We start from the raw sequence: 24,253 nt of genomic DNA, 5'->3' as shown, positions 1-24,253 counted from the left end.
TGGGGCGCGTCGTTCCGAGGGGTGGGCCGCCTTCTGTGACTGGTCAGAGCGGCTGGTCGCGGGCGGCAGCGAGCCGTTTGCGGGCGCCCTCCAGCCACTCCTCGCAGCGCTTTGCCAGGGCTTCGCCGCGTTCCCAGAGTGCCAGGGATTCCTCGAGGCTGGCGCCGCCCGCCTCAAGCTTCCCCACCACCTGCACCAGCTGTTCGCGGGCTTCCTCATAGCTCAGTGCTTGGATTTCCGGGTCAGGCTTTGTTTCGGGCATGTGCTTCTCCTTGTTGAAGTTCCCCAGTGGAAGTGGCGCCGAACAGGCCATGGGCTACGCGTACGGACAACGCAGTTCCCGACGGCGCCTCCGACGGGTCTCGGATCACAGCGTGGCCGGCAGTTTCAGTGGCACGGGCCGGCCGGCCGTTGGCCAGTTCGACCACGGCATAGCCGCGGTCCAGCGTCTTTTGTGGTGACAGGGCACGGACCTGGGCCTGCAGGTGAACCAGCTGGTCAGCCGCCCGTACCACCGTTGAACTGACAGCGGCCGATGATCTCCGCAGGAGGCGTTCGATTTCCTCCGCGCGTCCGGTGACGATGGCTTCCGGGGTGGCCAGAACAGGCCGGGAATGGAGTGCGGACAACCGGTCCGACTCCCTGTCCACGAGCCTGCCGATGCTCCTGCGCAGGTGCTCCCGTGCCTGGCGCACGCCGGCCAGTTCCTCGGCAACGTCAGGCACGATTCGCTTGGCCGCATCAGTGGGCGTCGACGCGCGCAGGTCCGCCACGTCGTCGAGTAGGGGACGGTCCGCCTCATGTCCGATGGCGCTGACCACCGGGGTGGCCGTGGCCGCGACAGCACGGATCAGTTCCTCGCTGTTGAAAGGCAGCAGGTCCTCCAAGGCTCCGCCGCCCCGGGCGATGACAATGACGTCCACATCGGGGCGGCTGTCCAGTTCCTGCAGGGCGCGGATAATTTGCGAGACCGCAGTGTTGCCCTGGACCGCCACTTCCCGGATCTCGAATTCAACTGCGGGCCAGCGCAGTGCGGCGTTTTGGACGACGTCTTTTTTGGCGTCGGAGTCCCGTCCGGTAATCAGGCCGATACGGTGCGGGAGCAGCGGCAGTGGTTTCTTCCGTGAGTCGGCAAACAGCCCCTCGGCGGAGAGAGCCTGGCGCAACCGTTCGATCCGCGCCAGCAGGTCGCCAAGCCCTACAGGCCTGATGTCCCGAACCTGCATGTTGAGCCGCCCGGTCTTCAGCCAGAACTCCGGCTTGAGCAAGGCCACCACGCGGGATCCACGCTCCAGGGGCATGTTCTGCCGGTCCAGAACCTTGGTCCAGACCGACGCCGGCAGGGAAACTTCCGCGTCCACGTCCCGGAGGGTGAGGTACGCGTTACCCCCGCGGCGGTTCAATTCGATGACCTGGCCTTCGACCCATGCGGACGGGGTGCGATCGATATGGGCCTTGAGTTTCTGGGACAGCAACTGCAGCGGCCATGGATTGTCCGGGCTGGTCTCACCGGCCGTGGCGGGCAACGTGGTGGCAGCAGTGCCCGGCAGCGCAGCCTGTTCAGACATGTCCGCTGCCCCGGGAAACTGTGGGTGGCGGCATGGTGGTCCTTTGTTCGGCAGGTAGCGGTTCGTGCTTGAAAGGCGGCCGTCAGTGAGCTGGCGGTTGCCATTCAACCTTATCCATAAGCTGTATCACCCGAGACTGACATTCTTTGTCCAGACACCAGCTCTATGATGGCTGTGCTGCCGCCAACCCGTGAGGACCCGTTTTGCGCACCTTCGTTTCAGCCATCGCCGTCGTCGTGGGCGTTTTGCTGTCCGCCCTGGCCGTACCCGCCATCTGGCTTGACCGCAACGTGGTTCAGGAGGATGGCTTTGTGGCCCTGGCCGCTCCCCTGGGGCAGGACGCAGAATTCCAGCAGCGGCTCGCCGCAGCCGCTGTGGGCACCATCGATGCAGGGGCCATCCCGGACGCCCTGGCAGGTCTGGTCACGCCAGTGCTTGAGGCGGCGGCCGGTTCCCTCACAGCTTTGCCCGGCTACCCGGCGGCCTGGGAGGAAACACTGCGGAAGAGCCACCGGCTCAGCTTCGCCGCACCCGCATCGGCTCCCGCCGAACCTGACTCGCCGTCGTCGCTTACGTTGGACGTGGCACCCCTGGTGGCGCTGGCGACGGAGGAGCTCGCACGCACCACGGGACTCCCGCTGACTGCGCCGGAGCAGACGCTGGTCAACGTTGGCGAGCCTGAGCAGCGCCAAATGGTCGAGAGAGCGTCCGCCTACGCGCCGCTCGGCTACTCCCTTGCCATTGGAGCGGGAATCGCCTTTGCGCTGGCGCTGGTGTCCGCGCGCCGTCGGTGGACCGTGATTCTCGCTGTGGGACTGGGGGCGCTGGCACTGGCGGGCCTGTGGGCTGCCGGCTCGCAGGTCGCCAGGGATGCCGTCGTGGGGACGGCCAGCGGCAACGGGCTTTCGGACATGTTCAAGGATGCGTTTGTGGCGGCCGCGTCCAGCAGCTTCCAATCCTGGGTCGGTGGTGCCGCGATAACCGGCGCTGTGCTTGTCGCTGCGGCCGTTGTGATCCGGATCGCTTCGCCAGGGCGGCGGGCCCCCACCCGGTAGCATGGAGAGATGACTTCCTCAGCTGTGTCCCTCTCGATGCCAACTGTCCCGCGCAGGCGGCGCTCGCCTGAGGAGGTAGCCGCCGCGGCTCCGGTGACCGGTCCCAAGAAGGTCCTCCTGGCTGCGCCCCGCGGCTACTGCGCCGGTGTGGACCGGGCCGTTATCGCCGTCGAGAAGGCCCTAGAGCACTACGGTCCGCCGGTATATGTCCGGAAGCAGATCGTGCACAACGTCCACGTGGTGAGCTCGCTGGAGGCGCAGGGAGCCATCTTCGTCGACGAGACCGACGAGGTCCCGGAAGGCGCCCTGGTGATCTTTTCCGCCCACGGGGTATCCCCGGCCGTCGTCCAGTCAGCCGAAGACCGCGGGCTGCGCACCATCGACGCCACCTGCCCGCTGGTGACCAAGGTTCACAAGGAGGCCGTGCGGTTCGCCAAGGACGACTTCGACATCCTGCTGATCGGCCACGACGGTCACGAAGAAGTCGAGGGCACCGCCGGCGAAGCACCGGAACACATCCAGATCATCAACGGTCCCCACGAAGTGGACAAGGTAACCGTCAGGGATCCGGAAAAGGTCATCTGGCTGTCCCAGACCACCCTCAGCGTGGACGAGACCATGGAAACGGTCCGGCTGCTGAAGGATCGGTTCCCCACCCTGCAGGATCCGCCCAGCGACGACATCTGCTACGCCACCACCAACCGTCAGGTGGCCATCAAGAAAATCTCACCCCAGGCTGACTTGGTCATTGTGGTGGGATCGGCCAACTCCTCGAACTCTGTCCGTCTGGTGGAAGTCGCCCTGGAGTACGGTGCCAAGGCCTCCTACCGCGTGGACTTCGCCAACGAAGTGGACGAGGCATGGTTTGAAGGCGTGGCTACCGTCGGCGTCACCTCAGGGGCTTCAGTTCCGGAGCTCCTGGTCACGGACGTCCTGCGCCTGCTGGCCGACTACGGGTACGGCTCCGTGGAAGAAGTAGTCACGGCCGAAGAAGACCTCCTTTTCTCGTTGCCCAAGGAACTCCGCGCAACCCTTAAGGAAGCCGGAGACGTCAGCCGGGCGCTCGGCGGCCGCCGCTCCCGCGACTGACATCTCCCGACCTCCGGTGGTTGAGCTTGTCGAAACCAAAGCTCAACCACCCATTCCCACCGTCAGGCGGCGGCTTCGTCCTGCTGAAACTCCGGGGCCGCCAACGAACGCGGCGTGACCTCGAGTGCCGGCGGAGTGAGCAGCCCGGATTCATCCATGGCATTGAGCTTCCGTGCGGTGGGCAGGATCCGCGCTTCCAGGGTGCCGATCAGGGCGTTGTACCGGTCCACCGAAGACTTGAGTGACGAACCCAGCTTGCCCACGTTATCGCCGAGCGTTCCCATTCGTTCGTACAGCTGACGGGCGAGGTCGAACAGTTCCCGCGCACTGTCCGTCAGCACATCCTGGCGCCACGTGAAAGCCACCGATTTGAGCACTGCGAGCAGCGTACTGGGCGAGGCAAGAACCACATTCCTGGAAAGCGCGTGGTCCAACAGCGTCGCATCGGCGGTCAGGGCGGCGGCCAGGATGGATTCGGCCGGCAGGAAGCAGATCACCAGCTCGGGGGAGTTCCCGGGGATGTCCCAGTACTTCTTGTTGCTGAGCGAGTCCACGTGGGCCCGCAGCGCCTTGGCGTGGGCGGCCAGCAGGGATTGCTGGCTGCCGGGATTCCCGGTTGTACCCGAGTCCTGGCGCGCACCCAGCTCCTGGGCCTCCAGGTAGGAGGACAACGGAACCTTCGCGTCCACCACCAGCTGCTTCTGGCCCGGCAGTTGGACGACGAGGTCGGGACGGACCGCTGAATCGGCCCCGGCACTGTGGACCTGCTCCAGGAAATCCACGTGCTTGAGCATGCCCGATGCCTCGACCACTCGGCGCAATTGAACTTCGCCCCACTGTCCACGAGCACTGTTGGAGCGCAACGCTGACTCGAGGGCGTGCGTGGACCGGATCAGCTGGGCATCGGAAAGCCTGGCCTCTTGAAGTTGTTGCGCCAACTGGCCGTACTGTTCCAGGCGGTCGCGTTCCAGCAGTGCCACCTGCTGCTGCACCGCGGTCAGCTTTTCCGCCACGGGGGCGAGTGCCCGGAGGACGCTCCCGTCCTGGTTGCGGGACTCGCCGAGTTCCCGGTTCTGCATCGAGAGCAGGCGGCGCTCCGCGTCCGCGGCGGCGAACTGGGCGTTGACCTCGGAAAGCCGCGACGAAACAGCGTCGAAGTCCTCCTCCAGGGCACGACTGTGCCGGCGGAGGGAAAAGTAGGTGGCGGCGGCGCCGGCGACGGCACCTACCAGCAGCATCAACAGGGCAAGAATCAGGGCTAAAGCATCCATATCCACACTGTGGCATGACCCTGTGACAATTTACGGAACCGACATATTCCACCAGGCGTTCCACCATGTGCCGACACTGCGGGGGACCGCCTGGGGCCCATGCGTCCGGCAACCGGTAGAATCAATGCTCGTGGCTCTTACTATTGGCATCGTCGGACTGCCCAACGTCGGCAAATCAACTCTTTTCAACGCACTGACCCGGAACCAGGTGCTGGCTGCGAACTATCCGTTCGCTACCATCGAACCCAATGTCGGCGTCGTGAACCTGCCGGATCCCCGGCTCCAGCAGCTCGCTGACATCTTTGGGTCGCAGCGCCTCCTGCCCGCTCCGGTGTCCTTCGTGGACATCGCCGGCATCGTAAAGGGCGCATCGGAGGGCGAAGGCCTGGGCAACAAGTTCCTTGCCAACATCCGTGAGGCCGAGGCCATTGCCCAGGTGGTCCGGGTGTTTGATGACCCCGACGTCATCCACGTTGACGGCAAAGTGGATCCCCGCTCGGACATGGAAACCATCAACACCGAGCTGATCCTCGCTGACCTTCAGACCATCGAAAATGCCATTCCCCGGATCGAAAAAGAAGTCAAGATCAAGAAGCGGGAAGCTGCCGAGCTGGCAGCCATCAAGGCTGCGCAGGCGGTCCTGGAACGCGGGGACACGGTCTTCTCCTCGATCAAGAGCGACAAGCTGGAGATGGAGTATCTCAAGGAGCTCAGCCTCCTGACCGCGAAGCCGTTCATCTACGTCTTCAATTCCGACGAAGGCATCCTGGGCAGCCCGGAGAAGCAGGACGAACTGCGGGCCATGGTGGCCCCGGCGGACGCCATCTTCCTGGACGCGAAGCTCGAATCCGACCTTGTGGAGCTGGACGAGGAGGAAGCGCGCGAAATGCTGGAAATGAACGGCCAGGACGAGTCCGGCCTCGACCAACTGGCACGCGTCGGCTTCCACACCCTGGGCCTCCAGACGTACCTCACAGCCGGTCCGAAGGAAACACGCGCCTGGACCATCCACCAGGGCGACACCGCGCCGCAGGCAGCAGGCGTCATCCACAGCGACTTCCAGCGTGGCTTCATCAAGGCTGAAGTGGTTTCCTTCCATGACCTCATCGAGGCCGGTTCCATGGCTGAAGCCAAGTCCCGTGGCAAGGTACGCATCGAAGGCAAAGAGTACGTGATGGCTGACGGCGATGTAGTGGAGTTCCGCTTCAACGTCTAGCCCCATCTGCGAGAATCGCGCCTTGGCACAGCCTGGGCGCGATTTTCGTGTTGGCACTGATCGCGTTAGTCGTTTTGGTGGCCATAAAGCATGCCACCAGGAGAGAGCTGGCCCCTTTGCTGCCAAGGAACCACAGGGTTATCCACATACCCGAATGTGGCGGTTACGTGCAGCCCGCAGCCCGGCGATGCTTGGCGAATGGGAATCAGATACTACGCGTACGCATTCGACGGCAACCTGACCGACCAAGCGCTTGCCGATCCTCTCAGCTTTCTCTCCGATGATCCGCTCGCCGATGCATGGGGATTCGAACAGGGTGCCACGATCAGCACCCCGACGTTTGAGCAAGCGGTGCCGAACCGGGACATGCTGTACCTCGACAAAGCATGGCGGCAATTGCAGTGCCTCACTGCACCAGCGGAACCAGACCTGATCACCCGTCGTGCCTATCGGATGTTCGAAGGCGCAGTGGTCATGAACGGCATGGGTTGGGAGCCTTGGGTGCGGACACTGACCCCACCGGAGGTGTTGGCTGTCGCAAGGGACCTGGAAGAGGTCTGCGCCGAGGACGTGGAGTTGCGGCTGCGGGAATCGCATTGCTTCAGTCCGGACGTTGCTGGTGAGGTCGACTATGTCCGGAGCTACCTTCGGAAGGCGCGGACCTTTACGGCGAACCTCGCTGACGAGGGACGCGGCATGGTCTACATGATCGGATGATCCCAGCAATGACCACACCAGATCCGCAAGACAAGACAGACACCCCGGCAATGATCAGCTGATCCCGTCCTGTTCGGAGCAGCTCTATGTAGGACCGCGTGATTCCAGCCGGCAGGCTTGAATCCTTAACCTGCTGGCGTCCACCCCAGGGCGGGACCCAATGTCGTGGCGATGTCGGTGAGGATCTGGACGTAGTCCTCGTGATCGAAGCTGAAGGGCAGCGCAAATGCCACTTCGTCGACCTCCTGGAACCCGGCGTGTGCGTACAGCTGTTCGGCAATCTGATCGCTGGTGCCGATAAGATCCTGGGCGAACAGCATCCTCTTCGGCCCCTGCGGCGCCCGGGTGCGGGGAGTTCGTTCGTCGACGTACCGCAGGTACTTTTCCCGCTGTTTCGCTGAAGCCGAATCGGTCGGGATCACCACCAGTCCTTGCGAGACCCGGGCTTGTCCGCGCGATTGGGCGGAATTCGCGGCGGCTTCACGGTAGGCGCGGATCTGTGATTGCTGGATGTCGGCGAATGACGGTTCTTGGTCAGCCTCGGGGAAGATCACACTGCTGGAGAGCAGGTTGAATCCGTTGGCCCCGGCCCAGATGGCCGATTTCTTGCTTGCCGCACCATACCAAAGCCGTTCACGCAGCCCGAAAGAGTGCGGCTCGACGCGATTGGAAAATTCCTCGACGACACCCTGCTTGCCGGAAAATTCCCGGACCGGCTCCCCTGCAATCAAACGGGCAAGCCGGTCCACGCGGGCATAACTGAAGTCCTCCAGCTCAGCGGAATCCGGGTAAAGCTCGTGTTTCACCGTGTCGTAGTTCATTGGTTCACCTACGCTGAGTCCCGGATTGATTCGTCCGCCGGCGAGCAGATCCACGGTGGCCAGGTCCTCGGCCAGGCGCAATGGGTTTTCCCAGCCCAGCGGGGTCACGGCGGTGCCAAGCTCGATCCGGGATGTGCGCTGGCTGGCCGCGGCCATGACCGCAATGGGGGAGGAGATTCCGAACTGCAGATGGCGGTGGCGGAGCCAGGCGCTGTCGAATCCAAGCCGCTCGCCCAGTTCGATGACCTGCAGCGTCGATTCGTGCCCTGCGGCCGGATCCGCCGGATCGAACAGGCCAATCGTAAGGAATCCAAGCTTGCGTAGAGGTCGTGAGGAGACAGGCATGGGCTTCCTTCAAGGATCGGTGTGCGTCTGATGCTCATGATAGGCGGACATTGGCCGACGCCCTGAACCGCTAGAATTCAAGGAAAAACAAGGACATTCAACGTCATGCGGGCATTAATAGGTATGTTCCGCTTCAACGTCTGATTCCGGACAGGCAAAGGAGACGGCATGCCCCTGAGGCGTCTGATTCAGGTCATCACCGGGGCCGTCGTTGCGGCGCTGGTTATCTCGGGGTGCTCCGCTTCCGGGGGTGCGCCGCCGGTGGTGGTCGGTGAGACGAACCGCGGCGGCAGCGCCACTGTGGCCGAGGTGAACGCCTTCACGTCCTTTAACCCGTTCAGTGCCGACGGAAACACGGACATCAACACCAAGATCGGCCACATCACCCACTCCGGGTTCTACTACGTGGATGACACCGAAAAGGTGGTCCGGAACGAGAAATTCGGCCGGATCGAGAAAATCTCCGACAAGCCGCTGAAGGTGAAGTACACCGTCAGCGAGGGTGTGAAATGGTCCGACGGCGAAGCCATTGACGCCGGCGACCTCCTCCTGTCCTGGGCCGCCGGCTCGGGCTACTTCGACGACGCGGAACCCAGGGCGGGGACCGGGACTACGTACTTTTCGGCCGCGGCTGACAAGAGCGGCCTGGGGGCCACCGCACTCCCGGAGATCGGGAGTGACGGGCGTTCCATCACGCTGGAATACGCCGCGCCGTACGCTGATTGGGAAGTAGCGTTCGACGTCGGGCTCCCCGCCCATGTTGTCGCCGCCAAGAGCGGCCTTAACGACGAAGACGACCTCGTGGACCTGATCAAGGGCTCGCCCCGGGGCGACACGGAACAGCCCTCGGTCAACGCCCCTCTGAAGCGGGTCAGCAACTTCTGGAACTCAGGCTTCGACACCAAAACGCTTCCTGATGACCCGGCCATGTACCTTTCAAGCGGCCCCTACATCGTCCGGGACATCGTTCCGGACGCCTCGATCCGGCTGGTCCGGAACAGGGACTATGTCTGGGGACCGGAGCCCTACCTCGATGACATCACCGTACGGTTCACCGGTGCCGCCTCTACCGCCATTGCCGCGCTCAGGAACGGCCAGGCGGACATCATTGCCCCGCAGCCCTCTGCCGGCACCGAAAGCCTCTTCGACAGGCTGGTGGAGCAGGGCAATACCGTCCAGCGCTTCAGCCAGTCCGGCTACGACCACCTCGATCTCAACTTTTCAGGACCGTTCGCCAACAAGGATGTCCGGGAGGCCTTCCTGAAGACTGTTCCGCGCCAGGAGATCGTGGATGACGTGGTGGGCGGATTTGTCGCCGACGCGAAACCCCTGGACTCGCACGTCTTCCTGCCACCCCATCCGAAGTATCCGGACGCCGTGAAAAACAACGGTTCGGCCGAATACTCTGACGTGGACATCCAAGGCGCGAAGTCGCAATTGCGGGATGCCGCTCCGACGGTCCGCATTCTGTACAACAGGGACAACCCCAACCGCGTGCGGGTCTTCTCCCTGATCCGCGATTCCGCCCGCCTCGCCGGATTCACTGTTGAAGACGCGGGCCTCGGCAGCTCGGACTGGGCGAAAGCGCTCGGCGGCGGCAGCTACGACGCCGCCATCCTCGGTTCCATCGGACCCGGGGTCGGCGTCAGCCGCGTCCCGCAGATCTTCAAGACCGGTGGCGGCAGCAACTTCAACGGATTTTCCGACGGCGACGCAGACAAAGCCATGGAGCAACTGTCCGGCACTACGGACCTTGCAAAGCAGGACGAACTGTTGGCTGACATCGACAAACGCGTGTGGGACAGCGCCTACGGCCTGCCGCTGTACCAGACCACTGGAACCGTGGCTTTCAGCAGCCGCGTGACGGGTATCAAGCCCAGCTCAGGCCCTTTGGGCGTTTGGTGGAATGTGTGGGAGTGGCGCCTGAAATAGGGCGTCCTGGGGGCTTGTCACCGCTGTGGGAGCCCGGCCCCGTCCTCGATTCGCAGCATCCCCTACCAGCGAGTAGCATGTGACTTGCGCAACTTCCGGGTACCGGCTAGTTATTGGCGGTTAACTGGTTACGGTTTGGCAACGGAGTACCAGTATTTGGACTTTGTGCGGTTAGGCTACTCGTATATGTAGGCCACGTCACAGTGAGAACCTGTGATCGGCCTGCCGGGGAGCAAAAGATTTCCCCTGAATATCTCCCACAACTCATAGGAGGCGGAATGCGTTTCACGCGCACTTCCAAAGCACTCGGCATGGTGGCGATCGCTGCCCTTGCCCTGACAGGCTGCGGCGCTGGAGGCGGCAGCAATGACGGTGCCAGCCAGTCGGCCGGCGATCCCAACAAGGTGATCACCGCGTACAGCAACGAACCACAGAACCCGTTGCTGCCGGCAAATACGAACGAAGTTTATGGCGGCCGCGTTGTCGAGCTGCTGTTCGAAGGCCTTCGCAGCTACGACGCCGACGGCAAGCCGGTCAACTCGCTTGCAGAGTCCATTGAGTCGCCCGACGCCCAGAACTGGACGATCAAGATCAAGCAGGGCCAGAAGTTCACGAACGGCGAAGCGATCACCGCCAAGACGTTCGTTGATTCCTGGAACTTCGCGGCGAACTCCAAGAACCTGCAGAACAACGGGTTCTTCTTCGAGTCCATCGAAGGCTATGCAGATGTCTCGGCCGTGACCACCGAAACAGCGGCCGATGGCAAGAAGACCACCACGCCGGCGCCCACCGCGGAAACGATGTCGGGTCTGACAGCTACAGACGATTCGACCCTCACGGTGAAGCTCGCACAGCCGGAAGCTGACTGGTCGCTCCGCCTTGGCTACTCAGCATTCTTCCCGCTGCCGTCCGCAGCGTTGGCGGATCCGAAGACTTTCGGCGAAAACCCGGTAGGTAACGGTCCGTACAAGTTCGAAAAGACCGGCTCCTGGGTACACGACCAGTCGATCTCCCTCGTCAAGAACGCCGACTACAAGGGTCCCCGCGAATCGAAGAACGGCGGCGTGACCTTCAAGTTCTACACCGATCCGGGCCCCGCATACACGGACCTTCAGGGCAACAACCTGGACGTCACCGACGTACTGCCGTCCAACGCACTGAAGACCTACGTCACGGACTTCCAGGACCGCAACGCCACCAAGGCCGTGGCCACCAACTCCACCCTGAACATCCCGGGTTACAACCCGAACTTCCAGGGTGAAGCCGGCAAGCTGCGCCGCCAGGCACTGTCCTACGCCATCAACCGCGAAGAGATCGCCAAGGTGGTCTTCAACGGCACCCGCACCCCGGCCAAGGCCTTTGCCCCGCCGGTCATCGATGGCTTCAAGGAAGGCCTTAAGGGCAGCGAAATCCTCAAGTTCGATGCTGCCAAGGCCAAGGACCTCTGGGCGCAGGCTGACAAGATCCAGCCGTACGACGCCTCCAAGCCGCTGCAGATTGCCTCCAACACCGATGGTGGCAACAAGGAATGGATTGACGCCGTGGCCAACGGCTTCAAGAACAACCTCGGCATCCAGGCCGAAATCCAGCCCTTCGCCAAGTTCGCTGAAGTACTGAACCTGCGCAAGTCCCAGTCCCTCCCGGGCCTGAGCCGCGCCGGCTGGCAGGGCGACTACCCGTCGCTCTACAACTTCCTCGGACCGGTCTGGGCAACGGGCGCTTCCTCCAACTACGAGAAGTACTCGAACCCTAAGTTCGACAAGCTGCTCCAGGAAGGGCTTGCCGCCAAGACTACGGATGAGGCCAATGCCAAGTTCAACGAGGCCCAGGAAGTGCTCTTCGAGGACCTTCCCGGACTGCCGCTCTGGGACCAGGCAAAGCCGATCGTGTGGAGCGAAAACGTTGTGAAGGCCGAAACCGGCTGGAATGGCGGAATTCTCTACTACAACATCACGGCCAAGTAGTCTCCAGGATCTAACTTGCCGCCAGGCGAATGGGGGTCCGGCACAAAGCCGGGCCCCCATTGTCCTGCACGGCAGGAAGGCACAAATGAAACACCTCTCTTCGCATCCAGAAGGCTGGTGATCCGGTGGTCCGCTTTATTCTGCGACGACTCCTCCAAGTGATCCCCGTCTTCATTGGCACCACGCTTTTGGTTTACTACATGGTCTTCGCCCTTCCCGGCGATCCCATTGCGGCGCTCTTCGGAGACCGCCAGCCCCCGCAGGCAGTCATCGACACCCTGCGCAGCCAGTACCACCTGGACCAACCCTTCTGGGTCCAGTACGGGCTCTTCCTGCAGAACCTCTTCACGTTCAACCTCGGCAACGACTTCACCGGCCAGCCAATCGCGGCAAGCTTGGCCAGGGTCTTCCCAGTGACGGCAATGCTTGCCGTTGAGGCACTGGCCATCCAGGCAATCTTCGGCGTAGCCTTCGGCGTCTTCGCCGGCCTCCGCCGCGGCGGCTGGTTTGACTCCACCGTCCTGGTAGTTTCGCTGGTTGTCATCGCGGTCCCCACGTTTGTTCTGGGTTTCGTTTTTCAACTCGTCTTTGGCGTAAAACTCGAGTGGGCGAAACCCACGGTCGGGGCCAACGCTGATTGGGGCAGCCTGCTGCTTCCGGCAGTGGTCCTGGGCCTGGTGTCCTTCGCGTATGTTCTCCGCCTGACCCGCGCCTCTGTCAGCGAAAACATGAACGCTGACTACGTGCGGACTGCTACCGCCAAAGGCCTGTCGCGGCCTCGGGTGGTCATCGCACACATCCTGCGTAACTCGTTGATTCCGGTGGTGACCTACCTTGGCGCCAACCTCGGCGGCCTTATGGGCGGTGCGATCGTGACCGAGGGCATCTTCAACGTCCCCGGCGTCGGCAACAAGCTCTACCAGGCCGTCCTGCGGAGCGAAGGCCCCACCATCGTCTCCATCGTCAGCGTTCTTGTGCTGGTCTTCGTGGTGGCCAACCTGCTCGTTGATCTCCTTTATGCCTGGCTTGACCCGAGGATCCGTTATGACCAGTAATAACAGCCACTTTGTGGCGCCCATCGACGAAACTCCGTTGCTGGCAACCGACACCGTCAAGACAGACCAGGCACCGCTGAGCCTGTGGGCGGACGCCTGGCGCAAGCTCCGCCGTCGTCCACTGTTCATAATTTCGGCGCTGCTCATCGTGGCACTTGCCGTGGTGGCGCTGTTCCCGGGCCTTTTCTCCTCCGTCGCTCCGAATGATGGCTGTGTATTGGCCAACTCGGAAGGCGGCCCCACGGACGGGCATCCCTTCGGATTCACCTTCCAGGGCTGCGACATCTATTCCAGAGTCGTCCATGGAACCCAGGCTTCGCTCTCAGTGGGTCTGCTCTCTGTGCTCTGCGTCCTGGTTATTGGTGTGACCGTCGGGGCTCTTGCGGGCTACTACGGCGGCTGGGTCGATGCCGTGCTTGCCCGCCTGGGCGACGTCTTCTTCGCCCTGCCGCTGATCCTCGGCGCACTGGTGATCACCCAGTTGCCGTTGTTCCGCGAAAACAAGAGCGTTTGGAGCGTCGTTTTTGTGATTGCGCTGCTGGCATGGCCGCAGATGGCACGCATCACCCGCGGTGCGGTCATTGAAGTGCGCAATGCCGACTTTGTGACGGCTGCCCGTTCCCTGGGCGTTTCAAAGTTTGGTGCCCTGGTCCGCCACGTTCTGCCTAACGCCCTGGCACCGATTATCGTCCTTGCCACCCTCGAGCTGGGCGTCTTTATCGTGGCGGAAGCCACCTTGTCCTTCCTGGGCATTGGCCTGCCGCAGAGCATCATGTCCTGGGGTAATGACATCGCCGGCGCGCAGGCTTCTATTCGAACCAGGCCGGAAATCATGCTCTTTCCGGCGGCAGCGCTGTCCATCACCGTGTTGAGCTTTATTATGCTGGGCGACGCGGTACGCGACGCCCTCGACCCCAAGAGCCGGCAGCGATGAGAGAGAAAGAGATGACTACTCCAGAAATCCACATCGATGAGGCAGCGTCTGCGGGAGTGAAGCCACTGCTGGAAATCCGCGACCTGGCCATCACGTTCACCACCGGCAGTGGTGAAGTCCAGGCAGTCCGCAACGCGCACCTGACCATCATGCCGGGAGAAACCGTGGCAATCGTGGGGGAGTCGGGCTCGGGCAAGTCGACGACGGCACTCGCTGCCATCGGCCTGTTGCCCAACAACGGCCGCGTTTCCGCCGGGCAGATCCTACTCGACGGCGAGGACATTGCCCACGCCACTGAGCAGCGGATGATCGAATTGCGCGGCAACACGATCGGTATGGTCCCGCAGGACCCGATGTCCAACCTGAACCCGGTCTGGAAGATCGGTTACCAGGTCAAGGAGACCCTCCGCGCCAACGGCAGGCCCAGTGGCCCGGATGATGTCGCCCAAGTGCTGTCCGAGGCGGGACTGCCGGATGCCCACCGGCGCGCCAAGCAGTACCCGCATGAGTTTTCCGGCGGTATGCGCCAGCGTGCCCTCATTGCCATCGGGCTGTCCTGCCAGCCGCGCCTGCTGATCGCGGATGAGCCGACGTCGGCACTGGACGTTACTGTCCAGCGGCAGATCCTGGATCACCTGGACACCATGACCACAGAATTGGGCACGGCTGTCCTGCTGATCACCCATGACCTGGGGCTGGCCGCCGAACGGGCGGACAAGGTTGTGGTGATGTACCGGGGGCAGGTAGTGGAGGCCGGGCCTTCGCTGGCATTGCTCCAGAATCCGCAGCACCCGTACACCAAGCGGCTGGTTGAATCTGCTCCGTCACTGGCTAGCCGAAGGATCCAGGTCGCCAAGGAGCAGGGTCTCGAAGCGTCTGACCTGCTGGCTCCCGCTGCGGAGGCAGCGGCCGCCGATAACGTCCTGCAGATCCAGGACCTGCGCAAGGTCTACAAGCTCCGACAGGGCTTTGGGTCCACCGACTTCGCGGCGGTGGACGGGGTGAGCTTCGAAGTGCGGCGCGGCACCACGACGGCGATTGTGGGGGAGTCGGGCTCCGGCAAATCCACCGTAGCCAAGATGGTACTGCAGCTGGAAAAGCCCACCGATGGCAAGATCCTGTTCGACGGCGTGGACACGTCAGGCCTGGACACACGGGAGTTGTTCAAGTTCAGGCGGCGCGTTCAGCCTATCTTCCAGGATCCGTACGGCTCGTTGGACCCGATGTACAACATCTTCCGCACCATTGAGGAACCGCTGCGGGTCCACAAGATTGGTGACGCGGCCAGCCGCGAGAAGAAGGTCCGGGAACTGCTGGACCAGGTGGCACTGCCGCAGTCCGCCATGCAGCGTTACCCGAACGAGCTCTCCGGCGGCCAGCGCCAACGCGTTGCCATTGCCCGTGCTCTGGCACTGGATCCGGAGGTGATCATCTGCGACGAGGCCGTGTCCGCGCTGGACGTGCTGGTCCAGGCGCAGGTACTTAACCTGCTCGCGGACCTGCAGGCCAACCTCGGGCTGACCTATCTCTTTATCACCCATGACCTGGCCGTGGTGCGGCAGATTGCCGACCACGTCTGTGTGATGGAAAAGGGGAAGCTGGTGGAGACCGGTTCCACGGACGACGTCTTCGAGTCTCCGCAGCAGGAGTACACGAAGGCGCTGCTCAATGCCATTCCCGGTGCGAAGCTGATGCTCCCGCCCGAAGTGGCCTGATCCGGCCGCAGTATCCCGGGTTAAGGATGGAGCCGGTGCCTTCAGCGCGCCGGCTCCATTCCGTTTTAACGGCTCCATTGCTTAACGCTCTGTTCAGCGCGCCAAGGGCGAGTTCCGCCCGCTAAAAGTCTGTTCAGCCCGCTGGGGAAGCCGCCACCGGGGCCGTTCCGTCCAGCGGTGGGCCTTCGAGCCCCAGCTGCCTGAGCCTGGATCCGAGCAGCCCGCCCAGTGACCTGCGGCCTGCGGCATCCATGTGGACGGCATCTGCCAGGTTCTTCGCGAGGTTGTACTTCGACAGCCAGTCGCCCACGCCCACAAAGGGTATGCCGTTCCTGGCGGACACCGTGCCCAGCAGCGCGTCCACCTGGGTCCTCCGTCCGCCACCGTAGTTGACGCCGCGGGCCAGGGTGCCGATCATGGCCATCCTGGCGCCTGGATAGCGTTCCCGGAGTGCCCCGATCAGGCGGTCGGCGTTGGCCACAATCTGGGCATCGGTGGCGCCGTGCGCGGCGTCGTTGCCGCCGCCCTGGATGACGATCAGCGCGGGCGTCCCGTACGGCAGTTTCCAGTCGCCGCGCTGCAAGGCGTCGATGTAGTTGCCCGTCTTGCCGTTGGACGCCACGAATCCCGTGCCGCCGAGCCCGCAGAAGTGGACCTTGTAACCAACGGCGGCAAGGCCAAGACGCGGCCACCCGTCAGCAGGTTCGGATTGGGAATCGCCGATCAGGAGGGCAGTGTGCCGCATGTCCGGCACCACCACCTCGTCACGCCCGCTGGCCGGGTTCCGGTACACAGAACCGTCAGGCAGGCTGATCGGATCGCCGCTGCGGGCGTGGTATGCGCCGGCCGCGGCCGCCTGCGCCGGGGATGGCACGCCGGAGTCCGGTGTTGCTGCTGGGGTCTGTCCGCAGCCGCCCAGAAGCGCGGCTACCCCGATTCCAGAGGCGACAAAGCGGGTCAGAGCCGAGGCTTTTCGCATCAGGGATTCTCCGGGCTTGCTGTGGTTATCACAGCAATGATGGTGCATCAAGTCACAAAAATCCAGTGAGCTTGGTCACTCTTTGGGCCGCGGCGCGCCGGAATTACCCACCGGCCGGACTGGGCCGATCCGAGATTTTTAGGCCAACAATAGGCTCAGCGTTTAGAATGAGGGAAGGAGCCCTGTGTTATTGGGCTAATCCGTCGTGCGTTCCGGTTGGAAATGTCGCGAAACAACAGCTGACTTCACCACTGAATCGAGCAATCACGCATGTCTGAAACCACCACCAACACCGCGGTAGCCACTGCATCGCGCAGTGACCTCCGCAACGTCGCGATCGTGGCCCACGTTGACCACGGCAAGACCACTCTGGTCGACGCCATGCTCAAGCAGACCAACTCCTTTGCCGAACACAACCACCTCGAAGACCGCGTCATGGACTCCGGTGACCTGGAACGCGAAAAGGGCATCACCATCCTGGCCAAGAACACCACCGTGGCCTACAACGGACCGTCCTCCAACGGTGAAACCATCACCATCAACGTCATCGACACCCCCGGCCACGCCGACTTCGGTGGCGAAGTAGAGCGCGGCCTGTCCATGGTGGACGGCGTTGTACTCCTCGTGGACGCTTCCGAGGGCCCGCTGCCCCAGACCCGCTTCGTGCTGCGCAAGGCCCTGGCCGCGCACCTGCCGGTCATTCTCCTCGTCAACAAGACGGACCGCCCCGACGCCCGCATCGAGGAAGTTGTCCACGAGTCCATGGACCTCCTCCTGGGCCTCGCCTCGGACCTCGCCGACGAAGTTCCGGACCTGGACCTCGACAAGATCCTTGAAGTTCCGGTTGTCTACGCAGCAGCGAGGGTGGGCCGCGCCTCCCTGGACCAGCCCGCCGACGGCTCCGCTCCGGACAACGAAGACCTTGAGCCGCTGTTCAAGACCATCATCGAGCACATCCCGGCCCCGACGTACAACCCGAACGGTGTCCTCCAGGCACACGTGACCAACCTGGACGCCTCCCCGTTCCTGGGCCGCCTCGCGTTGCTGCGCATCTACAACGGCACCCTGCGCAAGGGCCAGACCGTTGCCTGGGCCCGCGCCAACGGAGAGCTCAAGAACGTCAAGATCACCGAACTGCTGGCCACCAAGGCACTGGACCGTGTTCCCACCGAGTCTGCAGGTCCGGGCGAAATCGTCGCCGTTGCCGGTATCGAGGAAATCACCATTGGTGAGACCCTCACCGACGTCGACAACCCGCAGCCGCTGCCGCTGATCACCGTGGACGATCCCGCCATCTCCATGACCATCGGTATCAACACCTCGCCGCTGGCCGGCCGGGTCAAGGGCGCCAAGGTCACGGCCCGCCAGGTCAAGGACCGCCTGGACAAGGAACTGATCGGTAACGTCTCCATCAAGGTTCTCCCCACCGAGCGTCCCGACGCCTGGGAAGTCCAGGGCCGTGGCGAGCTCGCGCTGGCCATCCTGGTTGAGCAGATGCGACGTGAAGGCTTCGAACTGACTGTCGGCAAGCCGCAGGTTGTCACCAAAACCGTCGACGGCAAGATCCACGAGCCGATGGAACACATGACCATCGACGTGCCGGAAGAGTACCTCGGTGCCGTCACCCAGCTGATGGCAGCCCGCAAGGGCCGCATGACCAACATGGCCAACCACGGCACCGGCTGGTGCCGCATGGAGTTCATCGTTCCGGCCCGTGGCCTGATCGGCTTCCGCACCAAGTTCCTCACCGACACCCGCGGTGCCGGCATTGCTTCCTCCATCGCCGAGGGCTACGAGCCGTGGGCCGGCCCCATCGAGTACCGCACCAACGGTTCGATCGTGGCCGACCGCTCTGGCGTGGTCACCCCGTTCGCGATGATCAAGCTCCAGGAACGCATGTCATTCTTCGTGCAGCCCACCTCCGAGGTCTACGAAGGCATGATCGTTGGCGAGAACTCACGCGCCGATGACATGGACGTGAACATCACCAGGGAAAAGCAGCTCACCAACATGCGTGCAGCGTCCTCGGACACCTTCGAGAACATGACGCCGCCGCGCAACCTGACTCTGGAAGAATCCTTGGAATTCGCCCGCGAAGACGAGTGCGTTGAGGTGACCCCGGAGTCCATCCGTATCCGGAAGCTCATCCTGGACGCCAGCGAACGCGCCAAGTCCACACGGGCACGCGCCAAGGCCTAGTCCTAAATAGCACATCACAGAAACTGCCGGCACGGCAGGCGGGAACCCCGCCGTCATGCCGGCAGTTTCTCTTGTGTCAGGGGAGTTTCAGTTGCGGACGCGGGCTGGGCGCCGCTCGGGCGCCGGCGGCACTTCCTTGGCAGCCACCACCACGTCCAAGGGGATCACGACGTCGGCCTTCCGCGTGCGGACTGTGCAGCCGCCGCCGTCAGTGGCCACCAGATGCCCCAGGGCGTCCGTCAGGCCGCCGTCAATCCGGTAACGCACTACAACCCGTGTTCCGGGCGCGGCGGTGGCCAGAAATTCTCGGGGCGTAGGCTGGGCGGGACTCACCAGTTCATACTAAGGCGGCCGGCTAGGTTCGCGTGGACGGGCTGGGAGATAATAGGCTCAGAAGTCAATAGTCCGGCCGGTGCCGGATTCAAGTGCCGGCCACTGCCGGGAAATATCGTGGAGAGGCAAGGGACGTGACGTACGTAATCGCGCAGCCGTGTGTAGATGTCAAGGACAAGGCATGTATCGAGGAATGCCCCGTTGACTGCATCTATGAGGGTGAGCGTTCCTTGTATATCCACCCCGATGAGTGTGTCGACTGTGGTGCCTGCGAGCCGGTGTGCCCGGTGGAAGCCATCTATTACGAGGATGACACCCCCGAAGAGTGGGCTGACTACTACAAGGCCAACGTCGAATTCTTCGATGACCTGGGCTCGCCCGGTGGCGCCGCCAAGGTGGGCAACACGGGCAAGGATCACCCGATGATCGCCGCCCTGCCGCCGCAGAACCAAGACCACTGAGCCGGGCATCGCGTTGACCGCTGCCGTGAACGGCTTTGGCCTCAGCCTGCCCGACTACCCGTGGGAGGCCATGGCACCGTACCTGGCCAAAGCCTCTGAGCACCCTGGCGGGGCCGTGAACCTGTCGATCGGCACGCCTGTGGACCCCACTCCCGCTGTGATCCAGGATGCCCTCAGGGCCGCCGCGGACGCCCCGGGATACCCCACGGTCCACGGCACCGTTCCGTTGCGGGAAGCCATTGCGGCGTGGTTCGAGCGGCGCCGCGGCGTCCCCGGCCTGGACCCTAAGAACGTTATGCCCACCGTCGGCTCCAAGGAACTGGTGGCGTGGCTGCCGCTCCTGCTCGGGCTGAAGCCGGGCGACGTCGTCGTCCGCCCCAAGGTTGCCTACCCCACCTATGACATCGGGGCTACTTTCGCCGGCGTCACCTCCGTCGCGACCGACCACCTCGACGAGTTGGACAATGCCACCCGCGCACGCGTGCGGCTGATCTGGGTAAACTCCCCGGGCAACCCCACCGGAAGCGTCAGGGATGTTGCGTCCCTCAAAGCGCTTGTGGCGCAGGCCCGCGAACTGGGCGCCGTGGTGGCCTCGGACGAGTGCTACGCCGAACTCGGGTGGGGCGCGTGGGACGCACAGCGCGGTGGCGAGCCCGTGCCCAGCATCCTGGATCCGCGCGTTTCCGGCGGGTCCCACGAGGGCCTTCTGGCCGTGTACTCGCTGAGCAAGCAGTCCAACGTGGCAGGTTACCGCGCAGCGTTTGTGGCCGGTGACCCGGGCATCATGGCCAACCTCGTCAACAGCCGCAAGCATGCCGGCATGATCGTCCCCTACCCGGTGCAGGAAGCAATGCGGGTTGCGGTGGGCGAGGACACCCACGTCCAGGCCCAGAAGGACCGCTACCGTGGACGCCGGGAGCGCCTGGTCCCGGCTTTGCAGGGCTTCGGGCTGGAGATCAAAGATTCCGACGCCGGACTGTACCTTTGGTCCACCGCCGGAGAGAGCACCTGGGACACCGTGGCCCGGCTTGCTGAGCGAGGCATCGTGGTGGGGCCAGGCGTCTTTTACGGCGAAGCCGGCAACGGGTTTGTGCGTGTCGCATTGACGGGCACTGATGAACGGATTGACGCCGCCGTGGCCAGACTGGCCACGACGCCGTAACAATCATGTGACTCGCAACACAAAGGCGGCATTTTACGGGGGTTTCGCACGCCTCCGATTAGTGACACCCGCAATCGGACGGTACTTTTTAAGTGACTATCAATGGTGGCTTTCTACAAGAAGGCAGCCCGGGTATTGGATTCCTGGATGAACAGGGTCACTGCCACGGCTCACCGGATGTTGGATCAAGCTTTCGACAGAGGCCCTCGCGCCTCATGAAGGGGACTCCATGACTGAGACCAACAGCGCAACCCTGCACCATGCAGGAGGCGAGCTCAAGCTCCCGCGCATCCAGGTTGTTGAAGGAAACGAAGGCTACGACGTTTCCAAGCTGCTCAAGCAGACGGGCGCAGTCACCTTTGACCCCGGCTTCATGAACACCGCAGCAACCACGTCCGCAATTACCTACATCGACGGCGATGCCGGCATCCTGCGTTACCGCGGGTACCCCATCGAACAGCTGGCGCAGCACTCCAGCTTCCTTGAGGTGTCCTACCTGCTGATCTACGGCAACCTGCCGACACCCACGGAGCTGGAAGCCTTCGACCAGCGTATCCGTCACCACACGCTGCTGCACGAAGAGCTCAAGGGCTTCTTCAGCGGCTTCCCGCGTGATGCCCACCCGATGCCTGTGCTCTCTTCGGCCGTGTCGGCGCTGTCCACGTTCTACCAGGACTCGCTGGATCCGTTCAACGCTGAGCAGGTAGAGGTTTCCACGTACCGGCTGCTGGCCAAGATGCCGGTCATCGCCGCCTACGCCCTGAAGAAGAGCATCGGCCAGCCCATGCTGTACCCCGACAACTCCCACAACCTCGTGGAGAACTTCCTCCGCCTCAGCTTCGGCCTGCCGGCCGAGCAGTACGAAGTGGACCCGGTCATCGCCAAGGCGCTGGACCTTCTCCTCATCCTGCACGCTGACCACGAGCAGAACTGTTCCACCTCCACGGTGCGCCTGGTGGGCTCCTCCAACGCCAACCTCTTCGCCTCGGTGTCTGCTGGCATCAACGCACTCTTCGGTCCCGCCCACGGCGGGGCCAACGAGGCAGTGCTCAAGATGCTCCGCCAGATCCAGGCCGACGGCACCAAGCCGGAGGATTACATGGAGAAGGTCAAGAACAAGGAAGACGGCGTCCGCCTTATGGGCTTCGGACACCGCGTCTACAAGAACTACGATCCGCGTGCCAAGATCGTCAAGGCCACGGCCCACGAAATCCTCACCAAGCTCGGCGGCAACGACGAACTGCTCGAGATCGCCATGCGCCTCGAAGAGAAGGCGCTGAACGATGACTACTTCATCCAGCGCAAGCTCTACCCGAACGTGGACTTCTACACCGGCCTGATTTACAAGGCCATGGGCTTCCCGGAGAAGATGTTCACCGTGCTGTTCGCGATCGGCCGCCTGCCGGGCTGGATCGCCCAGTGGCGTGAAATGATCAGCGACCCGAACACCAAGATCGGCCGCCCGCGCCAGCTGTACATCGGCGAGCCCGAGCGCGACTACCCGGTCCGCTAATCCCCACCGGCTCATCGGCAGTACGACGGCGGCCGGTCACCTTCTCCACGAAGGTGACCGGCCGCCGTCGTACGTTACCGGCAACTGCAACGCGGGGTCACTTACTGCCTGATTTTCCCTTCGGATCGGGCAGTAAGTGACCCCGCGTTGCTGTTCAGTTGCTGTTTATGACGTGTAACCCAGGGGGTTGTTCTTCTGCCAGCGCCAGTGGTCCTCGCACATCTGGTCCACGGTCTTCGTGGTGGACCAGCTCAGGTCGGCCAGGGCGGAGGTGGCGTCGGCCCAGAACGCCGGGAGGTCGCCCGCGCGGCGTCCGGTGATCTCGTAGGGGATGGGCTGGCCCACGGCCTTCTCGAAGGACCGCAGGACCTCCAGCACGGAGGAGCCCTTCCCGGAGCCAAGGTTCCAGCGGTAGACGCCTGAGCGGTCTGCCACGTGGTTGAGGGCTGCCACGTGGCCTTCGGCGAGGTCGACGACGTGGATGTAGTCCCGCAGGCAGGTTCCGTCCGGGGTGTCGTAGTCGCCGCCGAACACCATGAGCTTGTCGCGGCGTCCCACGGCCACCTGGGCGATGAAGGGCACCAGGTTGTTGGGGATGCCCTGGGGGTCCTCGCCGATGCGGCCTGACGGGTGCGCGCCCACCGGATTGAAGTAGCGCAGCAGGGCAATGTGCCAACGCGTGTCAGCAGCGCCCAGATCGGCGAGGATGTCCTCGATCTGTTCCTTGGTGCGGCCGTAGGGGTTGTTGGCGCCGATCTCCATCTTTTCCACATAGGGAATGGGATTGTGCTCGCCGTACACTGTGGCGGAGGAGCTGAACACGATGGAGCGGACGTCGTGGCGGTCCATCACCCGGATCAGGTTCAGCGTGCCCACAAGGTTGTTGTAGTAGTACTTGAGCGGTTCGCGGACCGACTCACCAACCGCCTTGAGCCCGGCAAAGTGGATCACGGCGTCGATCGTGTGGGCGGCAAAGACGCCTTCCACTGCGGCTTCGTCCACCAGGTCCACGTTGTGGAATTCGGCGGTCTTGCCGCTCAGTTCGGCAACCCGGCGCAGTGACTCCTCGCTGGAGTTCACCAGGTTATCGATCACCACCACATCGTGGCCGGCTTCCTGCAGGGACAAGACTGTGTGCGAACCGATGTACCCGGTGCCACCTGTGACCAGAATTTTCATGCCCCCACGCTATCCCAATTCCGCGGATGCGTGGATTTAAGCACGGGTGTGCTAAATAATAGGGGTGCCCAAAATTGTTGATGCCGTAGCCCGGCGTGCAGAAATTGTTGACGCGGTCTTCAGGATCATCGCCGTCGACGGCCTTGAGCGGGCGTCACTGCGGGAGGTGGCGGACGAAGCAGGCCTCGCCGTAGGCTCCGTCCGGCACTACTTCGCCAGCAGTGAAGAACTGCTCAGCCATTCCTTTGCCGCCGTTGTGGACCGGATCACGGGCCGGCTCACCGCGGCATTGCCGGCTATGGCCGCCAGCAAACCCGGGACCGGCCCGCATCATGAGGCGGTTTTAACCCTGCTGGGTGAATTTCTGCCGCTTGACGAGGAACGGGCCGTGGACGCCTGTGTGTGGATGGCCTTCAAAAACGCCGCCAGGATCCGTCCCTTCCTCGAGGCGGAGGCCGATCGGAGCCACCGGGAGGTGGCCGCCGTCGTCGGGCAGGTCATCACCGCCCTGGTACCGGACGACGGCGACGGGCAGCAGTCGCTGGCGGTCGAGGCAGAGAGGCTGCTGGCTACGCTGGACGGGCTGTGCATGCACGCCCTCCTGCAGCCCGCCTGGATGACGGCACAGATGTGCCATGACGTCCTGGACCGGCACCTGAAGAGCCTGGCCGCCTGACATTACCGTCCGGTGGCATCGGGAATAGACTGGGAGCCGGGGGAGCGGAACCGGCTGGTCAGGCCGGTA

General features: G+C 63.4%; 21 protein-coding genes. 14 read left to right on the top strand and 7 right to left on the bottom strand.

The features are described 5' to 3' along the window. Window positions 1–43: 43 nt before the first annotated feature. A complete protein-coding gene (locus tag NIBR502772_RS17330) occupies window positions 44–262 on the bottom strand; it encodes an exodeoxyribonuclease VII small subunit (RefSeq protein WP_058931826.1) in 219 nt (72 codons plus the stop codon). Next, on the bottom strand, window positions 243–1,568 hold the full coding sequence (gene xseA, locus NIBR502772_RS17325) for an exodeoxyribonuclease VII large subunit (RefSeq protein ID WP_141141109.1): 1,326 nt from the start codon (window positions 1,566–1,568) through the stop codon (window positions 243–245). The genes NIBR502772_RS17330 and xseA overlap by 20 nt, the downstream gene beginning before the upstream one ends. Window positions 1,569–1,771: 203 nt before the next feature. Here xseA and NIBR502772_RS17320 point away from each other — a divergent pair, with 203 nt between their 5' ends. Together NIBR502772_RS17320 and NIBR502772_RS17315 are read left to right on the top strand one after the other, a co-directional pair. Next, window positions 1,772–2,623, top strand: a complete 852-nt coding sequence (locus NIBR502772_RS17320; RefSeq protein ID WP_141141108.1) for a hypothetical protein — start codon at window positions 1,772–1,774, stop codon at window positions 2,621–2,623. Window positions 2,624–2,632: 9 nt separating this feature from the next. Next, the gene (locus NIBR502772_RS17315) at window positions 2,633–3,712 is read left to right on the top strand and encodes a 4-hydroxy-3-methylbut-2-enyl diphosphate reductase (protein WP_141141107.1); all 1,080 of its coding nucleotides are present in this window, start codon (window positions 2,633–2,635) and stop codon (window positions 3,710–3,712) included. A gap of 62 nt (window positions 3,713–3,774) precedes the next feature. On the opposite strand, the gene NIBR502772_RS17310 is transcribed toward NIBR502772_RS17315, so the two are convergent. Beyond that, entirely contained in the window at window positions 3,775–4,983 is a 1,209-nt protein-coding gene (locus NIBR502772_RS17310) for a DNA recombination protein RmuC (RefSeq protein WP_141141106.1), read from the bottom strand. A gap of 130 nt (window positions 4,984–5,113) precedes the next feature. Between NIBR502772_RS17310 and ychF the strand changes: the two genes are divergently transcribed. Continuing rightward, window positions 5,114–6,199, top strand: a complete 1,086-nt coding sequence (gene ychF / locus NIBR502772_RS17305) for a redox-regulated ATPase YchF (protein ID WP_104062221.1) — start codon at window positions 5,114–5,116, stop codon at window positions 6,197–6,199. A gap of 198 nt (window positions 6,200–6,397) precedes the next feature. After that, window positions 6,398–6,916: a DUF1877 family protein gene (locus tag NIBR502772_RS17300; RefSeq protein ID WP_168223564.1), complete on the top strand. Its 519-nt coding sequence runs from the start codon at window positions 6,398–6,400 to the stop codon at window positions 6,914–6,916. A 125-nt stretch (window positions 6,917–7,041) separates the two neighbouring features. Here NIBR502772_RS17300 and NIBR502772_RS17295 read toward each other — a convergent pair whose 3' ends face one another. After that, the gene (locus NIBR502772_RS17295; RefSeq protein ID WP_141141104.1) at window positions 7,042–8,082 is read right to left on the bottom strand and encodes an LLM class flavin-dependent oxidoreductase; all 1,041 of its coding nucleotides are present in this window, start codon (window positions 8,080–8,082) and stop codon (window positions 7,042–7,044) included. Between the two features lie 168 nt (window positions 8,083–8,250). Between NIBR502772_RS17295 and NIBR502772_RS17290 the strand changes: the two genes are divergently transcribed. The 5 genes from NIBR502772_RS17290 (at window position 8,251) to NIBR502772_RS17270 (ending at window position 15,682) form a co-directional block, all read left to right on the top strand. Further along, on the top strand, window positions 8,251–10,014 hold the full coding sequence (locus NIBR502772_RS17290) for an ABC transporter family substrate-binding protein (RefSeq protein WP_141141103.1): 1,764 nt from the start codon (window positions 8,251–8,253) through the stop codon (window positions 10,012–10,014). Window positions 10,015–10,292: 278 nt separating this feature from the next. After that, window positions 10,293–11,978 (top strand): ABC transporter substrate-binding protein, encoded by a 1,686-nt coding sequence (locus tag NIBR502772_RS17285; protein ID WP_141141102.1) that lies wholly within the window; start codon window positions 10,293–10,295, stop codon window positions 11,976–11,978. A gap of 125 nt (window positions 11,979–12,103) precedes the next feature. Then, complete coding sequence (locus NIBR502772_RS17280) at window positions 12,104–13,033, top strand: ABC transporter permease (protein ID WP_141141101.1); 930 nt, start codon at window positions 12,104–12,106, stop codon at window positions 13,031–13,033. After that, window positions 13,023–13,967: an ABC transporter permease gene (locus NIBR502772_RS17275; RefSeq protein WP_141141100.1), complete on the top strand. Its 945-nt coding sequence runs from the start codon at window positions 13,023–13,025 to the stop codon at window positions 13,965–13,967. The genes NIBR502772_RS17280 and NIBR502772_RS17275 overlap by 11 nt, the downstream gene beginning before the upstream one ends. A gap of 11 nt (window positions 13,968–13,978) precedes the next feature. After that, window positions 13,979–15,682, top strand: a complete 1,704-nt coding sequence (locus NIBR502772_RS17270) for an ABC transporter ATP-binding protein (RefSeq protein ID WP_141141099.1) — start codon at window positions 13,979–13,981, stop codon at window positions 15,680–15,682. Between the two features lie 133 nt (window positions 15,683–15,815). On the opposite strand, the gene NIBR502772_RS17265 is transcribed toward NIBR502772_RS17270, so the two are convergent. Continuing rightward, window positions 15,816–16,661 (bottom strand): SGNH/GDSL hydrolase family protein, encoded by an 846-nt coding sequence (locus tag NIBR502772_RS17265; RefSeq protein WP_141141098.1) that lies wholly within the window; start codon window positions 16,659–16,661, stop codon window positions 15,816–15,818. Window positions 16,662–16,931: 270 nt separating this feature from the next. Between NIBR502772_RS17265 and typA the strand changes: the two genes are divergently transcribed. Then, complete coding sequence (typA, locus tag NIBR502772_RS17260; RefSeq protein ID WP_104062125.1) at window positions 16,932–18,860, top strand: translational GTPase TypA; 1,929 nt, start codon at window positions 16,932–16,934, stop codon at window positions 18,858–18,860. Window positions 18,861–18,947: 87 nt separating this feature from the next. Here typA and NIBR502772_RS17255 read toward each other — a convergent pair whose 3' ends face one another. Next, window positions 18,948–19,193: a hypothetical protein gene (locus NIBR502772_RS17255; protein ID WP_246848570.1), complete on the bottom strand. Its 246-nt coding sequence runs from the start codon at window positions 19,191–19,193 to the stop codon at window positions 18,948–18,950. 134 nt (window positions 19,194–19,327) lie between these two features. On the opposite strand from NIBR502772_RS17255, the gene fdxA reads away from it, so the two are divergent. The 3 genes from fdxA to NIBR502772_RS17240 all read left to right on the top strand — a co-directional run bounded on the left by fdxA (window position 19,328) and on the right by NIBR502772_RS17240 (window position 22,329). Beyond that, entirely contained in the window at window positions 19,328–19,654 is a 327-nt protein-coding gene (gene fdxA / locus NIBR502772_RS17250) for a ferredoxin (RefSeq protein ID WP_026265673.1), read from the top strand. Between the two features lie 13 nt (window positions 19,655–19,667). After that, window positions 19,668–20,816 (top strand): succinyldiaminopimelate transaminase, encoded by a 1,149-nt coding sequence (gene dapC / locus NIBR502772_RS17245; RefSeq protein WP_141141097.1) that lies wholly within the window; start codon window positions 19,668–19,670, stop codon window positions 20,814–20,816. A gap of 229 nt (window positions 20,817–21,045) precedes the next feature. Then, on the top strand, window positions 21,046–22,329 hold the full coding sequence (locus tag NIBR502772_RS17240; protein WP_104062127.1) for a citrate synthase: 1,284 nt from the start codon (window positions 21,046–21,048) through the stop codon (window positions 22,327–22,329). Window positions 22,330–22,494: 165 nt separating this feature from the next. Here NIBR502772_RS17240 and galE read toward each other — a convergent pair whose 3' ends face one another. Next, on the bottom strand, window positions 22,495–23,508 hold the full coding sequence (galE, locus tag NIBR502772_RS17235; protein ID WP_104062128.1) for a UDP-glucose 4-epimerase GalE: 1,014 nt from the start codon (window positions 23,506–23,508) through the stop codon (window positions 22,495–22,497). Window positions 23,509–23,572: 64 nt separating this feature from the next. Here galE and NIBR502772_RS17230 point away from each other — a divergent pair, with 64 nt between their 5' ends. Continuing rightward, window positions 23,573–24,184, top strand: coding sequence for a TetR/AcrR family transcriptional regulator (locus NIBR502772_RS17230; RefSeq protein ID WP_141141096.1), 612 nt, complete (start codon window positions 23,573–23,575; stop codon window positions 24,182–24,184). Window positions 24,185–24,253 lie beyond the last annotated feature (69 nt).

The sequence above is a fragment of the Pseudarthrobacter sp. NIBRBAC000502772 genome, assembly GCF_006517235.1.
Lineage (GTDB): Bacteria > Actinomycetota > Actinomycetes > Actinomycetales > Micrococcaceae > Arthrobacter.
Note: the sequence above shows the minus strand (reverse complement) of the source record. Positions and strands in the feature narration are given on the sequence as shown.